The following is a 17045-nucleotide window of genomic DNA, read 5'->3' as shown; positions in this document are numbered from 1 at the left end:
TTGAAATCAAATTCCAACGTGTTAGTTTGATAAATATTGTGCATTTCATCGAATAAATTTGTATTTAAACTAATTTTTGATCAATATTGAAGTGTGATTAAGGAAAACAACCATTTGCTTAGCCACAAGAAAAAACCTAAAGTAAAATGTTCAATCCCAACCAAAAATCCGATGAAATGAATTAAATAAAGATAAATACGTTTAACCCCTTTACCTAAATCAAACATCATGAAACAGTTATCTACACCTAAAAGAATAGTACCGCACTATGTTTTAAGCCGACTTTTTTTATTGTCAACATTTTTGTTCTTGTCCAATTCAGCTTTTGCCCAGTCAATAAAGGCACCTAAACCTTTATTTGAATATGCGTGTCCTCAACCAAATTTTAACTCATTTGAGGTTGCTATAGAGATTGAACCACAAGATTTTGCTAGTGATAATGTTTTTATTGTTGAGCTTTCAGATGATCAGGGATCTTTTCAAAATCCGCAAATATTAAGTGCAGTTGAAAATCAAAACGAAGAATTATTCTTTTATTCTGAATTTTCTTTTGATGAAAATGTGTATGGATCTTCATATCAAATAAGAGTAAGATCTACGAGCCCAGAATTTGTGAGCGAACCCTCTAGCGCATTTGAGGCACATTACATAAGCGATTTATATTTAAAGTTGAATAACTATGAAGATGTGGTATTATGTAGTTCTGAAAGTACAACAACTATTAGTGTAGATGAATCATCTACCAGTCGTTATATGTGGTATAAAGATGGTGTTTTTTTCATGGAAGCTGGTGCAGAATTAGCTATTAGCGAGCCGGGTCTTTATTATGCCGAGACTTATTTAGGAGCATGTACCGGTCTAGTTTACTCTAATGTGGTTAATGCAACCCAAGACGGCAACACAGCATCTTCGGTAGAAGTAAAACCTGGTTTAGAAGTAACACTTAGTAAAAACGAAAGCCAGATATTTACAGCCACAGGATCAGATTCTTATGAATGGTATACAGAAGATGGTAATAAGCTTGGCTCTGGGGATAAAGTTGATATTTCTGAAGAGGGTAAGTACACTATGGTTGCTACTAGAGGAAACTGTAAAGTTACTAAGGAGATTTTTGTCACAGTAATAGATGAAGATCTGACCGATATAGCCTTAAATGAAGAAGAGAAAGAGCAGCTCGAATTTAATGAGAATTCCAATAAAATTCCTAGTTTTATTAGCCCTAACGGAGATAATATTAATGATAAATGGGTTTTACCAAGTGAATTGTTGAATGATTCAGAGGTGGAGGTTATGATTTTTACCGCCAATGGGAATCCTATATTTAAAACTAAAAACTATCAAAATGACTGGCCTAATAATGATATAGCATCTAAGTCTAATTCGACTAGTATTGTTTATTATATGATTAGAAAAGAAGGACAAGCTTTAGGTAAAGGTTCAATTACGCTTGTTCAATAATAATAAAAAGACCATTATTATTACATTTATTAAAAAGCCATTGAGCATTTAATTCAATGGCTTTTTTTACAATACATACTAAGCCCTAAACATGACAACAATTTCAAAATTAGTTTTTGTACTTACAAGTACATTAATAGCGACATCATCGGTTATTAAAGCACAAAGCCAAGAGCAAGTCAGTGTTAGATCTCAATTTATTGATATTTCTAATCAGAATCTCTTGAAATACAACCGTTCCTTATTTCATCCTGCATTTTCGTATGTTCATCAAGAAACGCAAGATTTAAGTATATATAGCCGTATCCAATGGGTAGAATTGGATAATTCTCCGAAGTCTTATTTTTTTAATTATACGAGTAGAGCTGGAGAGCGAGTGGGGACAAGTGTAAGTCTTTTTCAACAAAATGTTGGAATTCTTACGAATTTTGGTGCGATTGTAAATGGAGCTTACGGAATTCAATTAGATGACAAAGTCACTCTTTCTTTTGGAGTTAATATTCCAATCTTTAGGACTTCATTAGTTAATAACGCTGATGTTACTAATGACCCGGCATTAGGGAATTTTGAAGAATCTGTTGTTGTAATTGCACAGCCGGGTATTAATCTAAGTATTGGTCGATTTGATATTGGTATTTATGGACAAAACTTAGTGGATTATAACTTAAAGACTTCAGAATCATTAACCAATTTTGATGAGAAGACTTTTTCTACTCATTTCATGTATTCTCACCCTATAAAAAGTTCTGTTCAGTTTTTAGATGAATCAACACTTCGAATCGTAGCTACTGGTCTTATTGAGGGTTCTGATGCTTCTCAATTGGGAGCAAGTGCGATCTTAGATATGCCTGGTTATGGATGGTTTCAGGCAGGTTACAACGGTTTTTCAGGGTTTAGAAATGAGTTTAAAGGCTATTCTGTTGGTGCGGGTTTTAAAATGAGTCCAGAGCTAGCTGTAGGAATGGTTTATGAAAAAGGAACTAATGTAAGTAGTTTATTGGGACCAACATATGAAATAACCGTTGCTTATTCTTTCGTTTCGAAAAAACAAAAACAACGCGGATATGCACCAAAAAAGAGGAGAAAGCCTACGAAAACATCGAGTACACCTGAAAAAGCGGTAGTGAACGAAGTTGAAGAGAGAGTGAAAATAGACTCAATACAAACTGAATCTGCAGTAGAAGCTAACACTATTGATAGATTTAGAACTAATAAGAGTACGAAATTTGAAAAAACCGAGACCTTGGAATTACGTCCTGTAGATGGTGTTGCAGATGGTTTTTATCTGGTAGTAAATGTTTTTGCTGAGAAACAAAACTTAAATCGTTTTTTAATCGATTTAGCAAAGAAAAAGTTTCAACCAAAATACTTTTATGATAGCGGTAGAAAGTTTTATTACGTATATCTTGAAAAATACGACAATGAAGACGAAGCGGAAAAGGCTAGAGTGTCACAATATGGCGGTCGCTATACTGCAGATTCATGGGTCTTAGGAGTACTTAATAAACTTTAAAATATTGTGGAGTTAGCAATTTAGTCTCAACCCTATTGATAAGGTTTTTTAGAACTAAAACTATTTGTCTTCTGCCAAGGCATCAAATTGCCGACGTTTATTGTCAAACCAATCTTGCATTGCATCGGGAGATTGCATGAGCATTTTCATTTCTTCCATGGCTTTTAAATGATCGGCATCTCCTTTTTCAAACATCTCCATAGCATGCTTTTTACTTAATTCAGCGATCTTTTCAAAAGTTTCCGCCTGAAAGGTTGCATCACACGCACCACCTAATTGTTTACAGGTCATTGTTTTCATAAAAGTTCATTTTGTGACTGATAATGAGTACGTTAAAAGTAATAATTTCTAATTAAAATGTAATTGGCTTTTGCTTACCGAAGTCTATTTTAGAGATGGTGTGTCCATTTATGGTTGTTGTATCCCAATCTTGTGTGATTTTCCATTGTCCATTTATTTTTTGAAGTACAATATGAAACTGCCCGTAATTATAGGTCGTTTTCCCGTTTAGGGTTGCAGCAATACGATAAAAACCTACTTCATATGAATAGCGTTTATTGGTATGACGACTGTCGAACCAAAAGTCAAGAACTATACTCACACCCGCAGAGCTTGACTCTTTAAATCGTTTGATGTTTTTTGTTTTAAACAATTCCTCCGTATCAATACCATCGGGTGTAACCCGAAGCACTTCGTTTGCGTATAAGGCATTTAATGCTGCTGCATCTAGCTTACTGAAAGCTTGTTTAAAAGGTTTCCAAACAATATCGTTAATTTCATTTTGAATAGCAGTAGAATCTGTCTGTGCAATTGTGTAAAATGGGATTAAGAAGAATAGTAAAATGAAAAATGAACGCATGGTGAAGTTATTTAGAGAGACTTATTCAAATATAGCAACTGCACGAACAGGCGACCCTGTACCTCCTCGTATTTTTAAAGGTAATCCAATAAATCGAAATCGCCCTCGGCCTACTAACTTATGTAAATTGATCATATTCTCGTAATGTGTAAAGCCGAGTTCCCCACAGATGTGGTGTATTTCTTTGTTGGAAATTTTTGGAACCCCAGGAGACATGGTCTCTACACCAAAAGCAGCTATACGCTGCTCTCCTAACCACCGCGCAGCAGCAGCCGTAAGACCAGGACCTTTATTCCAATTATCAGTTTCAAAATATCTTCGATAATGATCGGTATAAAACAGCAGGGTGTCGCCCTCTTTAATGATTAAATTGGATGAGATACAGGCTTCCTTAATCTCATTTTCAGAGATTAATTCCTTTAAACCTTTATGCGAGAAGTCAAGACAAATCCCTTCAGTATAGAACGTAGAAAGTGGCATCGTATCAATTGACTGCCCATTATATTCTTTCGCCATATGATTTATAGCATCGACATGTGTGCCCGTATGTTCACCAAGTTCTAATTTATGGACCGCAGGCGTTTTGGTGGTCGGGTTTTTGATGCCATTCCATTCTTCGTGCGAATTATGAATTGTCATTTTTACCTGGGGGAGGTCTTTATAAACAGGCATCCCCTCATAAATTTCCTGACTTAAATCAATAATTTCTGTCATACGATATCATTTTCAATTTAATACCACTTGAGTGGTATATGGAAAGTAGTGGTTTAAGTAAAAAAATACTAATTAACTTTTAAACGACTGAACTTGAGCTTTTCACATGAGTCGTTGTTTTGACGTGCTTTTAGAATGCCCTTCTAGTCATGTTAAAGATTTTACGCCGAATTATATATAATTAGCTCCTATTACAAATAGCTGCGATTTTTTCTGTTTTATAGGCTAGGTGATTGAGTAGAAACTAATCTGAATTTTGAAAGTTATTTATTCCGCTGTTTGCACCTCACTAATTTGAATAATGGGCTTAATATTCGTGTAGTTCGGAACATCAGCTTTAAGTTTCTCCGAATTTGGTCCCATGGAATTTTCAAAAGATGACATGTTTTCAAAGTAAAAATATCCAATTGCTAAATATTTAATAGGCATACCAGGAGTCCCATTTGCTAACCCCTTATCGATTGACATTGCTTTTAATGAATCACCAAATAAACTAGCCGCCATAGGCATATGTTTATTAGCATAATAATCCATGTCGAATGTTTTATCCTCACCATTTGGATAGAAGATCGCTACCTTAATCATTCCTTTTTTGATTTTAGAATTGTCTTGCGTTGTATTTTGCTGACAGCTAAGAAAGAATCCAATGACTACGAGTAGGGTGCTAATTTTTGTTTTCATATTTTGTTAATTTAAGGAGGTTTTTGAAGTAAGGGACAACATTTTGTTATGTTTTATGGTGATAGTTTCACAGCTAATTTAACAAAAGGAATCAGAACGTTAGGGGAATAGGGGGCTGGGTATTGCTGACCTGAAGAGACCAGCTATAGTCAATCTGTTAGGCTAGTTAATTGTTCAGGTTGAAATTCCCTAGTTTTCTATTACCTACAAAATTTATTGATTATTGATAAATCCTGATATAATCGACCACCATAGAGCTTTCGACGAAATCGGGATCAATACCGGGCTCAATGGCAATATTTAGTATTAAATAGTAATCAGAATCGTACGGCCAGGTATCAGCATTTTTGATTGTTGGTTGGTATCTAAAATGTTCAACCCCATCAACACTAAATATCATTTTTTCTTCGGACCATTCGAATGAATAGTCGTGAAATTTAGCTGAAGCATCATCTATTTTTTGACCGCCAACATTTTTGACTTGGTCGCCATAACTTGAAGCATTATGCAAGGCACTCGAAACATAATCTTGATTCTTACCCCAATGTTCCAGTATATCGATCTCACCACATGAAGGCCACTTTGTTGTTCCTAAACCTTGATTATCCCAATACGCGCCATCTTCATCAATATTTGTATTAAGCATCCATATAGCTGGCCAGGTTCCTGTGCCCGTTGGTAGCTTTGCACGAATTTCTATTCGACCGTAGGTAAAAGCAAATTTTGAATTTAATCTCGCCGCAGTATATTGTTTTATCTCCCCTTGATCATCAAATGTTTCCTTTTTAGCAACAAGATTCAAGTAATCATCTTTTAAGTATGAATTAGCTTCTCTGTCGGTATAATGCTGAATGATTCCTCCCCACCAACTACCTCCTGGCGGAAGCTGTGTTTGATGAAACCATTTTTCTTGGTTAATTGCGCCTTCGCCATCAAATTCATCAGACCATACTAAAGAATTAAATTCTGAATCTAAACCTGTTGCTTTACTATCAGTATAAACATTTGGATTACTTCTAAAAAAGCTAAAAAAAAGATATGATAGTAAAATTAGTCCTATAATCGATAGTGCATATGCCCTTACTCGTTTATTCATTAATAATTCAATATTATTAGTTATTTTATTCTGGTGCTACCAACGGTTATGAAATTATTCTTTCGTGGAGAACTCGTCAGAAATTTCATGCCAGAAAATCTGACCAATTAAAAGTAGTGATTTTTATTAGAGTAGCGTAGTGGCAATGTATTATAACTATTATTGCGAACTTACCCTTAATTAAACCATACGGCATATCGTTGCCTTCTTAATTCTAACGCAAGCGTTTCTTCCATTTTCAAGGCTTCTGATCTTGTGGGTAATGGATCAATATGATTATAAAGGCTTGGTCTTAAGTACATACCATACTTCTGGACAATGTTTGAAGACAGTTTATAACCTTTCTTGTTTCTATATCCTGTTTTATGTTGTAGAAATCTTTCTTTCGGAGTCTTACTCGTCATGCCAACATATAGGCATTGTAAAACGCCATTAAATTGAGGATTTGCAGCCCTAAACCTAGAATTTTCAGTAAAAACTCGCTTAGATAACTCTATTACATATATGCTATACTGGACTTTTGGCATGACTATTCAAGGTTATTCTAATCCGTCTTCACTTTTATTTCGTTTATATCTTTGAGTTGGACAGTCTAAATTATAATGGGTATTTATTCCGAAAGATTAAGCTGCCATGAAATACCATATTTATCTTCACACCATCCGAACTTTTTACCGAAACCATAATCTCCAGAATCGTAGTTGTCCAAAGGAACCATGATTTGGCCACCATTCGAAGAAAGTCTTTCAAACAAAGTATCTATCTCATTTTCCGAGTCGCATGCAACAAACAGCGATACACCAGGTGTAAATGACCAGGCGTGATTGTAATTGCTTTCGGAAACCATGTACTCCGTACCATTTAATGTGAACACTCCAAATTTGATAAGCTCTGGTGTTCCTCCTGGTTCTCCTTCCGAGTATTTTACTACGCTTTTTATTTCTGAATTGGGAAAGACAGAAGTGTAGAAATTTATAGCTTCTTCAGCCTTTCCGCATTGATCGCCGACAAATGTTAGAAATGTTGTTATTTTCATTTTATTTGAAATTAGAGTTCATATTTTCCGAAGGTAATTTCATCATAGCCTCATTGTATAAAAGCAGTAAGTTTTACTTTTATATAAAGCTACGAAAAAAGAGGAAGCAGGCGTTTTGGATTTTTGAGTAAGCTAGAAGTAGAAATGCTTGTAGACTTTCCGATTTTAAAAGCAACCACCTTTGTTTAACATTTAAAAGGTGAAATTAGCTGTTTATTCAGCTCCGCTACCATGTGACTGGACAAGGGATTGGAACCCTCCGTAAATCATTCTTTCTGCATTAAAAATCAATCTTTTGGGGTTGGACAATGGCGCGACCAATTCTGCTATTCTTGCGTCATTAGGAACTTGTTTGTTTGCCACATCACGAATCTCTTTGGAAGGGAAAAGAACCCAACCAAATACAATCGCTTCATCTTCTTTTGCATCTACAATTTCAACGAAAGAGCGAGTACCGGTTAAAGTCAAGTCTTCCCCAACATATTCGTAGTAAGCAACTGCCCCATATTCTTTCCAAATTTCGGCTACCTTTTCGGCGACACTTTTGTATTCGTTTAGGTGAATTTTTGGAACCGGAAATACAAATCCATCTATATAATTTTCCATATCATCGTTTATTTTATTGAGTTTTTAGCCGTTGTATAATCTCTAAAGCATATTATTATAGGCACTGCCTTAGGGCTAGCCATGAATCGCCTCTTATTTACTTAATTCAAGTGATTTTAATCCGTTGATATTACGTTCTAAAACCTCTTGAACATCCTCTGATTTAATATGTCCCAAAATGCCCCAAGGACCTACAAATCCTTCATCCAATAAAATATTAATCATCTCATTTTCGTAATCTCCTTCGCCAATGGTGAGAATCTCTGGGCCTTCTTTTTTCATTCCATTAATAGTAACATAGGACAAATAGGGCTTTATTTTTTTTGCAATTTCTGGGAATTCATCTACATATTGATGCGCATGATGAAAATTATAAACCATGCTCAAAGAGTCTTGAGGCAGTAATTCTATAATCTCAACTTGATTATGCGGATTGCCAAACCACCCATGATGATTATACAGTGCCACTTTACAGCCTATTGTATCCGCCTTAAGTTTTATGAATTTAATGAATTCAATGGCCAAAGAAATGGATTGTTCCTGGTTTAGATCTTCAAAATAATTATTGCTAAAGCTAAGCCATATTATGGGCTTATTCTCAACATCCTTTAATATAGATAACATTCTTTCATTGGATGGACTCAATTTTCCTATACTATCCCTTTTAGCGTTAAGCCATAGGAATATGGACACTATTTCAATATCATTTTCTTTGGCGAGTTTAAATTCATCTTTCATTTCGAGCAAATGCCTATTATCCCAATTATACCCGTATTTCGTAAAGCCCATTTCCTTAAGCATTTTAATACGCTCTTTTGGGGATCTTTCTAATGAGTCGAAGTTAACAATACACCAAGGAGTTAGATCCTTGAGGTTGTTTGAATTTTCGACATGTTTAGCACATGAACAAACAACCAAGTATATTAGAAAGCAGTAGATTAATTTAATTAAGTTTTTCATCCCTTGTTTGTAATTATTAAATCATTGTTCTCAAGAATGTAATGCCATGTGCGGCTTTAGTCTTTTCTGTACCACTCAGTGGCATTTTCGTAAAATATTCGTTTTTGTTCGTTCTCTGAAAAATTGTCCTTTATCAATTTTAAATCTTTGACTGTAAAAGGAACTTTCGCTCTGGTAGAGGGTAAATCTGTTCCGAACATTAGAGCATTCGGATTAATTGAATGAATTTTTTTCATTACGCTAATGGGATCAAAGTCTAGCCGTCCGAATCCAGTAGCTTTTATTTTCACACCCTTTTCAGTCCAATAATATAATTCCATCAGTCCATTTTTTGACAATCCTAAATGGTCGATTGAAAATTTAGGAATTTGCTCAAGGATAGGTTTCAACTCTTTTAAGTCATTGCTATCAACATAAAGTTCAGTATGCCAACCATAAGTATCATAAAGCTTATTTGAAAGTTCTACCAAATTCTCCAAGCTCTCTGAGCCCCCTCTTTTAAGATTAAACCTTACTGCACATATATTTGATTTATTCAATAGATTTAACTTATCTGAACTTAAACTGATTGGAATATTAGCTACCCCGAAGTAGTTTTCTCCAAGTATATTTAAAGCTTCTAACAAGTACTCTTGATCAAACATTTGAAAAGACCCTGAGACTATCGCTCCGCCAATAATTTTTAAATCTTTGATATCTTTCCTATAATTATCAACCGTAAATTCGGGAGGTAGATACCCATTGTTTTCCACCAGTTGAAACTTTGGATTTATGATGTGAAAATGGGAGTCAAATATTTTCATTTTTTAAACTACCGCCAAGATTTAATATTTGTGTGTGCGATAAGTTACGGAGTAAAAGTTACTGAATTTCGGTTTACAAGTCGCGCTATCAATTCCATGTGGATTCTGATGCAGCCTAAGCAATTATAATTGCGGCTATATATTTTTAGATGCTAGCTCTATTAAGCCTTATTTTCTTCTGTTTATTTATCCAAAGCTCAATAACTACAAAGTGTAAAAAGAAACCGAGTAAAAATGAAACTCCCATTACTTCTTTTATACTTAGTCCATTAATTACAATTCCTGTAATCATAATTAGTCTTATTGTTGCAATAGAGAGTGATAGGAAGAAAATTCTTCGCACCCAATGACTATGTTCAATAACCTTCTTTGCTCTAATTGTAGTATATCCCTTAATTGTTGCATACAGAATATAGGTTCCAAAAATCAAATTAGAAATTGTTTCTAAAATGTCACCAAAAGGAATTAGCACTGCAATAGAAATAGCAGATATCGAAACGATAAAGCTAATCAACAAAAATAATTTTCCGATGAGCCTGTGAATATGAATATATTTTCGCCTCAGGTAAGGAATAAGTTGGTAAGAACCAGTAAGCAAAAAAATCATACCCGCAATCACGTGTATATACATTATTGCAGCATTTTCTGCATAATGTAAGTCGTGAGAATTTGGTTCAAAAATGCTGGGGTTTACTTTTGCTAATTGTAAGTCACCTATTCTTCCAATTGATTCGCCTATGGCAAATAAAATCAATAGAACTGAAATTCCGATTAATATGTTGGTTATTAACTTATTCATTCAGCTTGCAGTGGTCACCGCATAAAGCCCTCAAGGTGTTTTGGCTGGTATGCTTTGTTTTCGCGATTCGTAATTGTTTGTTAGTGAAGATACTTAATTTTTGAGTTTTAAGGGTTTATAATTGTTGATACTTTTCAGAGGTGCGTTTCGTTTTAAGTCTTAGGTATTTTTCAACCTATTTAGTATTCAAATGCTGTTCAAAAAGAAGTTTTTTCTGGCTCAATTCTTCTTTTAATGCATTATCGAAAATTTCACCTTTCGAAAAATTATCATAGAAATTTGGCAATGAAAAATCTGCAATTACATTACCCCCTAAGTATGGGAAATATGCCTTAGCCGATTGCAATACTGTTGTACCGCCTCTACCACCAGGTGAAGTCGCCATTAATAGCATTGGTTTTTCTCTCCATATTTTCATACTTGCGCGAGACAACCAGTCTAAAGTATTTTTAAATACAGCCGTATAAGATCCATTATGTTCAGCAAGAGATATGATAAAACCGTCAGCCTCGTTGAATAACTCGTCTAGCCTTTTAATTGCCGTTGGTATCCCATTTTCGGCTTCAAAATCAACTCCATATATTGGTAAAACATAATTGTTTAAGTCGATTGAAATAATTTCAAGGTTTTCCAATAGACTAGTGGTATAGGATATTAAACTTTTGTTGATAGATTTTTGGCTGTTACTGCCTGCTATTGTGATTATTTTTTTCATTATGACTGTTTTTTAGAGATTAGATGATCCATGGACCATTTCCCACCACCATTAACTACTATTGTTAAGGCAAGACCGATTACTAGAAGAGAAAATTCGTAACCTTCGCCCGCTTGATTGCCATACCAATTCATAAAAAAGCCATTTTCTAATTGCGTAGTAATAATACCCATGAACATTCCTGCAATTGAGACTGCCCAAAATCGACTAAAGAATCCTAGGACCAACGATATAGAGCCGAAAAACTCAATCATTATTACTGAGAAGGCTACCATACTTGGTAAACCCATTTGTGTAGTAAATGATTCCATAGTTGCTGAATAACCATAACCTCCGAAGAGTCCTAATAATTTTTGTGCACCATGAGGAAATATTACTAAACCAAGCGTTAATCGTGCAATGCTAAATCCAATATTTGGATGCGTTGTTAAAAGTTTTTTTACTGTATTTCTCATAATGTTTAGGATTTAAAATGATTTATAAAGTTTTTCGGTAATACATGCCAAATGATGATTTTTCTATAGGTTTAAGTCCATACTGGTCAAAGTCTAGACCAATACCAAATTGATGCTCACTAAATGACACACCTGCCCGCAATTGCTGATAACTCCTTGAATGGGTTTTAAATTCATTCCAGACAGTCAATAACTGTCCATTTAACCAAAGACATGTTTTATCGTTTGTTGGTATGTTTAATTGAAACTGTGCAAAGGCTTCGGCATAGCTAGTGCCCGTTTTCTCAGAATGGGCAACTGTAGAAATAATTACAAATAATACGTGTGAATTTTTTAGTGCGAACTTTGCTGACAAACGTTCCGAATAACCAGCAAAGCTGTTGTAATATAATGATGGACCAATTGCTATATTCTTACTAATATTCCAGAATAGTGTTGGCTGTACACCTATCTCATCGAAGCCTTGACTTTCTTTATCTTTAAACCTTTGAAAGAAAGCTAGCGTATTTAGGCTTAGCGTTTGGCGGGCATTTAGAGTAGAACTTGAGAGGAATATAAAATCTGTTTTATCAAAACCAGAAAACAGTTCTACTTGTGTAAATTGTGCTTGCAAGTGATGAACAAGCCCAATGGAAATAAGTGAAACGATGAATATTATTTTTCTCATGCTTCAAAATTCCGCCAAGAGCACATGAAAAAAAATGAACTAGTTTAAGACTTTTACATTCTGTTGACTTTCGAAATAATTTTACTCATAAATTCTGGCGTAATACCAATATAAGCAGCTAAGTCTTTTTGGGTAATTCTATTGACAATTTTTGGATATTTCTTTTTGAACTCGATATATCTTTGCTCAGCAGTTAAAGATATACCATGATTAGAACGTCTTATATAACTTACAAGCGACCTTTGATATAGTATACGATAAAACCTCTCAAATTTTGGTATTTCTTGAAACAGTAAATCATAATTAGCCCTAGAGATACCTAATAATTCTGAATGCTCTGTAGCTTTTATAAAATAAGGTGTTGGTTCTTTGGTCATAAAGCTAGCCATGTCTCCGGTCCAATAATCCTCTACAGCAAACATGGAAATGTAGGGCGCACCATCTTCATCTAACGTATACACCTTTAAGCATCCTTTTATTATAAAATACTCATATTTGGCGAAATCACCTGCCTGCATTAAAAATGCCTTCTTTTTAACTTTTATATCAGTTAGTAAAGAGAGGTATTTTTGCTTTTCTAACTCGGTTAAATCAATAAACCTAGCTATATTATTAAGTATTAGTGCATGTGATTCTTTGTAAATCAATTCGGTCTTAATTATTAATGATTTTAATTTAAATAATTAATAGTAAATAACAAAGCAGTACCGCCTATCAATACTATTTAGCAGGCTTGGGAAACAGGTTCAAGCCTTGAAATTTAGTGCTTATGTCCCTATTTAAGTTTCTAAACTAGTTATTCCTTGAATAGCCTTTAGTTTTTACATTTTGAAGAGGCGTATTCATCCAATAATCGTTAAAATTATCAGGTTTTGTTATTGGTTGGTCTTTGAATATAGGCCTTCGCTTATCCATAAATAGACTATCCAATTGACTTGGGCTTTTTACATTCGTTTTTACTTCTTGAACAAAAAATTCCCGAAATTGATCGTAGTCTCTAGAAGTCCATTCATTAATCAAATTGCCGTCCAAATCTCTTATATTGTATGCTTGAACACTTAATAACAAAGAATCGATAGGTTTTTTTCTAGCAGCCGCAGCTATTGAGCTAAACATTTTTTCAGCCTTGTCACGGCTCATCTTGGGGTATAAGAACAGCGTTTTTCTATTTTTATCACTAATATCAAGTTTAATTTTTGTGAAATCTATTTCTTTTTCCTTGTATTTAAATACATAGTTATCCTTGTTTAAAGCGGCTTGCAAATCGGGTGTTCGATTAAAAGAAATCATAAAACGCTTTTGATCGATGTCTACACTTGTGTAGTCCAAAACGAACTTTGGTGGATCCCAAAGCTGAAAAACATTATGAAAAGAGATGTAATTAAGGTACATCTTTTCATTTGTAGGGTGATATTCCGTGATAATCTCAAAAATCAGTTGGTTATTTGTTTTGTGCTTGTTGATAATGCCATTAGGCAACTTTCTTGTGCGGTCATAGGTAGTATATTCCATCTTGCGGATGGCAAAATTTCTTTTCGAAATGTACATTGTGCCATAGGCACTATAGTCCGAAGTTAGTTTCTCAAACTTAACAGTATAAAATGGCTCGTCATCTAGAAAAGTATCGGGCTCTTTTTTGAATTTGTGTTCAGAAAGTAAGTCAGATTTAAGGCGATGTACAAAAGAGTAAGAATTGATTTTATAATTGCGCAAAGCATCGTGCACCCTTAAAATAGTAAATTCATTACCGCCATAAGACGATAAAAAAGCCTTATCGATAACCTTGCGACCTTCTTTGAATTGATAGTCGTACGATAGCATTGCTAAGGAGTCTCTCTTAAAGTCAGTATTCTTTAGGAAGTCGAAAATCTTAACTTTAGTTTTAACGGAATCTGTGGTATTAAAGCCTTGGTCAAATACTTCTAATATGGCCTCATTGAGATTTACATATCGCAAACTGTCTAATTGGTAATCACGATAATAACCTATGGTAGAAAAAGGTTCGACTGGGTAATTTTTAGGTATAGACCGTAAGGCTCTGCGAACTATTTGTCTTGCAGTAAGTTGCTTTTTCTTCTTCGCGAATACTACGACCTCTTCCAATTCTAATGTCGCCGGTTGAAGTTTCACATTGTTCAATTCGTCGACTGAAAAAGATTCAATCAAGATCTCTTTTGTCTGATATCCCATAGAGGATATCTCGATAATATTACCGTACTCTTTATATCTTAATGGAATTTTGAAACTACCATCCGTATTCGAGATAATACCTAAAGATCGGTCCTTTATTCGGATGGTGGCAAAGGCAATAGGCTCTTGAGTTGTAGAATCTACGAGCTTACCAATAATATATTCAGACCGTTGAGATAAAACAGAATTTGCTCCTAGAAATAGCAAAAGAAAAAACAAATGAATTGGCAATTTTTCTCTCATGGCTAAAAGGTTTTTGGTTTTTTTCTTATTTGAATCAACCATATAGCGTAGAGTCCGAAGATTCTGCGATATAATAAAAATAGGTAAACCTTGGAGTTTAGAATTTTATTTTATTTCGAGCAAATTACATTTGAGCAAATCTACCTAGAAATCCCAATGTGTTTTAAATAGGATTTTCAATTTCTCAAGGATTTAATTTTAAATGAAGCTTATACCCAAGCATTGAATACTCGCTGTTAACACCAATTTCTACTTTTTTTCTTCACGCAAAATTTTTTCCATTTTACGACCTCTTGCCAATTCATCAATCAGCTTCTCCATTTGTCTGCATTGTTTATATAATTCAAATTCGTCCTCTATTTCTTCAATTCGATAACCACAAACGACTCCTTTAATTAAGTGTGCGTTAGGATGTATTTCAGCTTTTTGAAAAAATGTTCCAAAAGTTGCTTTTTCATCAATAAGTGCTTGTAAAGCATCTTGATCAAAACCAGTAAACCATTTAATTACTTGGTTGAGTTCTTCTTTTGTTCTACCATTTTTCTCCAATCTATTAAGGTAAAGCGGATAAATGGATGCAAATATCATTTTAGCGACTTTTTCATTTTTTTCGGCTGTAACTTTCATTTTTATATGATTTTTAATTTATTGCTGCTAAGGTGTTTGCGCATGGTTAGTTGCGATTAGCAACTAAGATAATAAAAGAGGAAGAGACCATTGTTTAGTAGGGAACAAATTCCGATTAGAAATTCAGCCTCAATTAACTATGCGCCTTTTTAGCATTTTGTTATTTCTTCTTCAAATAACCTTCAATCTCTAGCCTCACTTCTTCACCCGAATTTATAGTCATATCAGAAATGGTTATCATACTAGGAATAATTACTAAACTGCGTCGCAATGCAGAAAGCATTGTTGGGTTATTAGTAATAAATTGATCGAAATTTATTTTGAAATTATCAATTTCAACTTGCGTTTTAGCGTCAGGTTTCCAGTTAACACTTTGCATAGATTAATATATTCAAGATACTCTAAATTTGAACCCTCCTTAAACATTTCAATTTCCATTTCCTCAAGAAATTCATTTAATCTTTTTTCAGTATCGCTATAGCCATTATTGATTTCATCATACGCCTTGATTTTTTCTCTTACCTCGAAAAATTCATCCGATTCATATAAATTACTCGATAATATTCTTTCGAACCCGCTGTTATTTCTATGGTAATACTGCCAATTGAAGATTCCTAAATTCGATAGGGGTAAGTGTTTTATTATCTTTTACTGCATTCAGAATAAATTTAATTCTTTACAATCTCCCTTCTCTCTTTTATTACTAATAAATCTGCTTTATCTTTCTCTATATCCTCAAGCACATACTGCAAGTTGCTTTCGAAGATTTCTCTTTCAATTCTTTCTGTGTTTTTGTTATTGATTTGTATGGCAATTAAAATACCAATGATAACTAAAAGTATCTCGCCGATAGCATAAACTAAATATCTACTGAACTTGTTTTCATTCAGCATTTTTTGCCTAATTTTTCTAAAGAATTTTATCATTGGTTGGTAATGAAGACTAAAGGTTGGGTTATGATTTCGATGGAGAATCGTCCGTTAGGATATTCCGAGAGAATCAAGCCATCATTGAAAGATAAGAATTTCCGTTTAGGAAATTCCACCGTAATGAATTATAGTAGTTGTTGTACAACGTTATTTTTCAAAACTTTATTAATGATTCTTGAAAAGAAACTACTTTAGGAATCTTTTTTCTTTTCCCATACTGTTCTATTTTATGGCCTTCGGACTTTAATAATTTCTGCTGTTTTTCATATCCTCCAGGAAATTTTTCATTGATTAAGCCTTTCGGCAATAAGACTCTCCAATACGGAGTGATATTATCGTTTCCTTCTGCAATTTCTTCTTCCGCAGCGAATGCTATATGCTTTAAATAAATTTTGGTTGGAGCGGAGGCTGTTAACCTAACATTTTTTTCTTTAGCTAATTGCTCTCTAATTATATCAGTTGTTAATAGTTCTCCCTTTTTAGTACGATTAATAATTCGTTCGATGTCTAATGGTTTAGGAATTAAAATTTTACCCTTTCCCATTTTACTTTCCCATTCAGGAGTTATATCATGAATTTTCTCTTCAACAGTATTAATATATTCACGCCAAGATTTTTTCATGTTTAATTTTAATAATGCCTTTTATTTTTTTGTTAAATATGATAATATATAAGTGATGTTGCATAACGTACA

At 34.0% G+C, this 17045-nt stretch carries 22 protein-coding genes; 2 read left to right on the top strand and 20 right to left on the bottom strand.

The genetic code is table 11. The annotated features are described in order from the left end of the window. Window positions 1-228: 228 nt before the first annotated feature. On the top strand, window positions 229-1458 hold the full coding sequence (locus GWK10_RS10210) for a T9SS type B sorting domain-containing protein (protein WP_164032250.1): 1230 nt from the start codon (window positions 229-231) through the stop codon (window positions 1456-1458). Between the two features lie 91 nt (window positions 1459-1549). Then, a complete protein-coding gene (locus GWK10_RS10205) occupies window positions 1550-2971 on the top strand; it encodes a PorP/SprF family type IX secretion system membrane protein (protein ID WP_164032247.1) in 1422 nt (473 codons plus the stop codon). A gap of 60 nt (window positions 2972-3031) precedes the next feature. Here GWK10_RS10205 and GWK10_RS10200 read toward each other — a convergent pair whose 3' ends face one another. From GWK10_RS10200 to GWK10_RS10105, 20 genes are all read right to left on the bottom strand, one after another. Beyond that, window positions 3032-3271, bottom strand: coding sequence for a DUF1059 domain-containing protein (locus GWK10_RS10200; protein ID WP_164032245.1), 240 nt, complete (start codon window positions 3269-3271; stop codon window positions 3032-3034). Between the two features lie 52 nt (window positions 3272-3323). After that, the gene (locus GWK10_RS10195; RefSeq protein WP_164032242.1) at window positions 3324-3830 is read right to left on the bottom strand and encodes a DUF4440 domain-containing protein; all 507 of its coding nucleotides are present in this window, start codon (window positions 3828-3830) and stop codon (window positions 3324-3326) included. 21 nt (window positions 3831-3851) lie between these two features. Continuing rightward, window positions 3852-4544 carry a cyclase family protein gene (locus GWK10_RS10190; protein WP_164032240.1) on the bottom strand — a complete coding sequence of 231 codons (693 nt, stop codon included), beginning with the start codon at window positions 4542-4544 and terminating at the stop codon, window positions 3852-3854. Between the two features lie 267 nt (window positions 4545-4811). After that, window positions 4812-5225, bottom strand: a complete 414-nt coding sequence (locus GWK10_RS10185) for an EthD family reductase (protein WP_164032238.1) — start codon at window positions 5223-5225, stop codon at window positions 4812-4814. A gap of 220 nt (window positions 5226-5445) precedes the next feature. Next, window positions 5446-6321, bottom strand: a complete 876-nt coding sequence (locus GWK10_RS10180) for a glycoside hydrolase family 16 protein (protein ID WP_164032236.1) — start codon at window positions 6319-6321, stop codon at window positions 5446-5448. A gap of 176 nt (window positions 6322-6497) precedes the next feature. Further along, complete coding sequence (locus GWK10_RS10175) at window positions 6498-6848, bottom strand: ribose-5-phosphate isomerase (RefSeq protein ID WP_164032234.1); 351 nt, start codon at window positions 6846-6848, stop codon at window positions 6498-6500. Between the two features lie 83 nt (window positions 6849-6931). Then, a complete protein-coding gene (locus GWK10_RS10170) occupies window positions 6932-7357 on the bottom strand; it encodes a VOC family protein (protein WP_164032232.1) in 426 nt (141 codons plus the stop codon). 213 nt (window positions 7358-7570) lie between these two features. After that, on the bottom strand, window positions 7571-7963 hold the full coding sequence (locus tag GWK10_RS10165; RefSeq protein ID WP_164032230.1) for a DUF1428 domain-containing protein: 393 nt from the start codon (window positions 7961-7963) through the stop codon (window positions 7571-7573). 93 nt (window positions 7964-8056) lie between these two features. After that, on the bottom strand, window positions 8057-8764 hold the full coding sequence (locus tag GWK10_RS10160; protein WP_164032228.1) for a TIM barrel protein: 708 nt from the start codon (window positions 8762-8764) through the stop codon (window positions 8057-8059). 215 nt (window positions 8765-8979) lie between these two features. Then, on the bottom strand, window positions 8980-9726 hold the full coding sequence (locus GWK10_RS10155; protein WP_164032225.1) for an amidohydrolase family protein: 747 nt from the start codon (window positions 9724-9726) through the stop codon (window positions 8980-8982). 145 nt (window positions 9727-9871) lie between these two features. Then, entirely contained in the window at window positions 9872-10525 is a 654-nt protein-coding gene (locus tag GWK10_RS10150) for a DUF2306 domain-containing protein (RefSeq protein WP_164032223.1), read from the bottom strand. Between the two features lie 175 nt (window positions 10526-10700). Next, on the bottom strand, window positions 10701-11240 hold the full coding sequence (locus GWK10_RS10145) for an NADPH-dependent FMN reductase (protein ID WP_164032221.1): 540 nt from the start codon (window positions 11238-11240) through the stop codon (window positions 10701-10703). Continuing rightward, the gene (locus GWK10_RS10140; protein WP_164032218.1) at window positions 11240-11695 is read right to left on the bottom strand and encodes a DoxX family protein; all 456 of its coding nucleotides are present in this window, start codon (window positions 11693-11695) and stop codon (window positions 11240-11242) included. The genes GWK10_RS10145 and GWK10_RS10140 overlap by 1 nt, the downstream gene beginning before the upstream one ends. Before the next feature lie 22 nt (window positions 11696-11717). Further along, window positions 11718-12362 (bottom strand): hypothetical protein, encoded by a 645-nt coding sequence (locus GWK10_RS10135; protein ID WP_164032216.1) that lies wholly within the window; start codon window positions 12360-12362, stop codon window positions 11718-11720. 53 nt (window positions 12363-12415) lie between these two features. Further along, complete coding sequence (locus GWK10_RS10130) at window positions 12416-13009, bottom strand: Crp/Fnr family transcriptional regulator (RefSeq protein WP_164032214.1); 594 nt, start codon at window positions 13007-13009, stop codon at window positions 12416-12418. 145 nt (window positions 13010-13154) lie between these two features. Beyond that, complete coding sequence (locus tag GWK10_RS10125) at window positions 13155-14795, bottom strand: carboxypeptidase-like regulatory domain-containing protein (RefSeq protein WP_164032212.1); 1641 nt, start codon at window positions 14793-14795, stop codon at window positions 13155-13157. Between the two features lie 249 nt (window positions 14796-15044). Then, window positions 15045-15422 carry a DUF2200 domain-containing protein gene (locus GWK10_RS10120; protein WP_164032210.1) on the bottom strand — a complete coding sequence of 126 codons (378 nt, stop codon included), beginning with the start codon at window positions 15420-15422 and terminating at the stop codon, window positions 15045-15047. Window positions 15423-15582: 160 nt separating this feature from the next. After that, window positions 15583-15801: a hypothetical protein gene (locus GWK10_RS10115; protein WP_164032207.1), complete on the bottom strand. Its 219-nt coding sequence runs from the start codon at window positions 15799-15801 to the stop codon at window positions 15583-15585. Window positions 15802-16090: 289 nt separating this feature from the next. Next, window positions 16091-16348 (bottom strand): hypothetical protein, encoded by a 258-nt coding sequence (locus GWK10_RS10110; protein WP_204263118.1) that lies wholly within the window; start codon window positions 16346-16348, stop codon window positions 16091-16093. 157 nt (window positions 16349-16505) lie between these two features. Further along, window positions 16506-16973: an MGMT family protein gene (locus GWK10_RS10105; protein WP_164032205.1), complete on the bottom strand. Its 468-nt coding sequence runs from the start codon at window positions 16971-16973 to the stop codon at window positions 16506-16508. Window positions 16974-17045 lie beyond the last annotated feature (72 nt).

Origin of the sequence: Spongiivirga citrea, from assembly GCF_010671565.1 — a bacterium.
Taxonomy (GTDB): Bacteria; Bacteroidota; Bacteroidia; order Flavobacteriales; family Flavobacteriaceae; genus Spongiivirga; species Spongiivirga citrea.
Note: the sequence above shows the minus strand (reverse complement) of the source record. Positions and strands in the feature narration are given on the sequence as shown.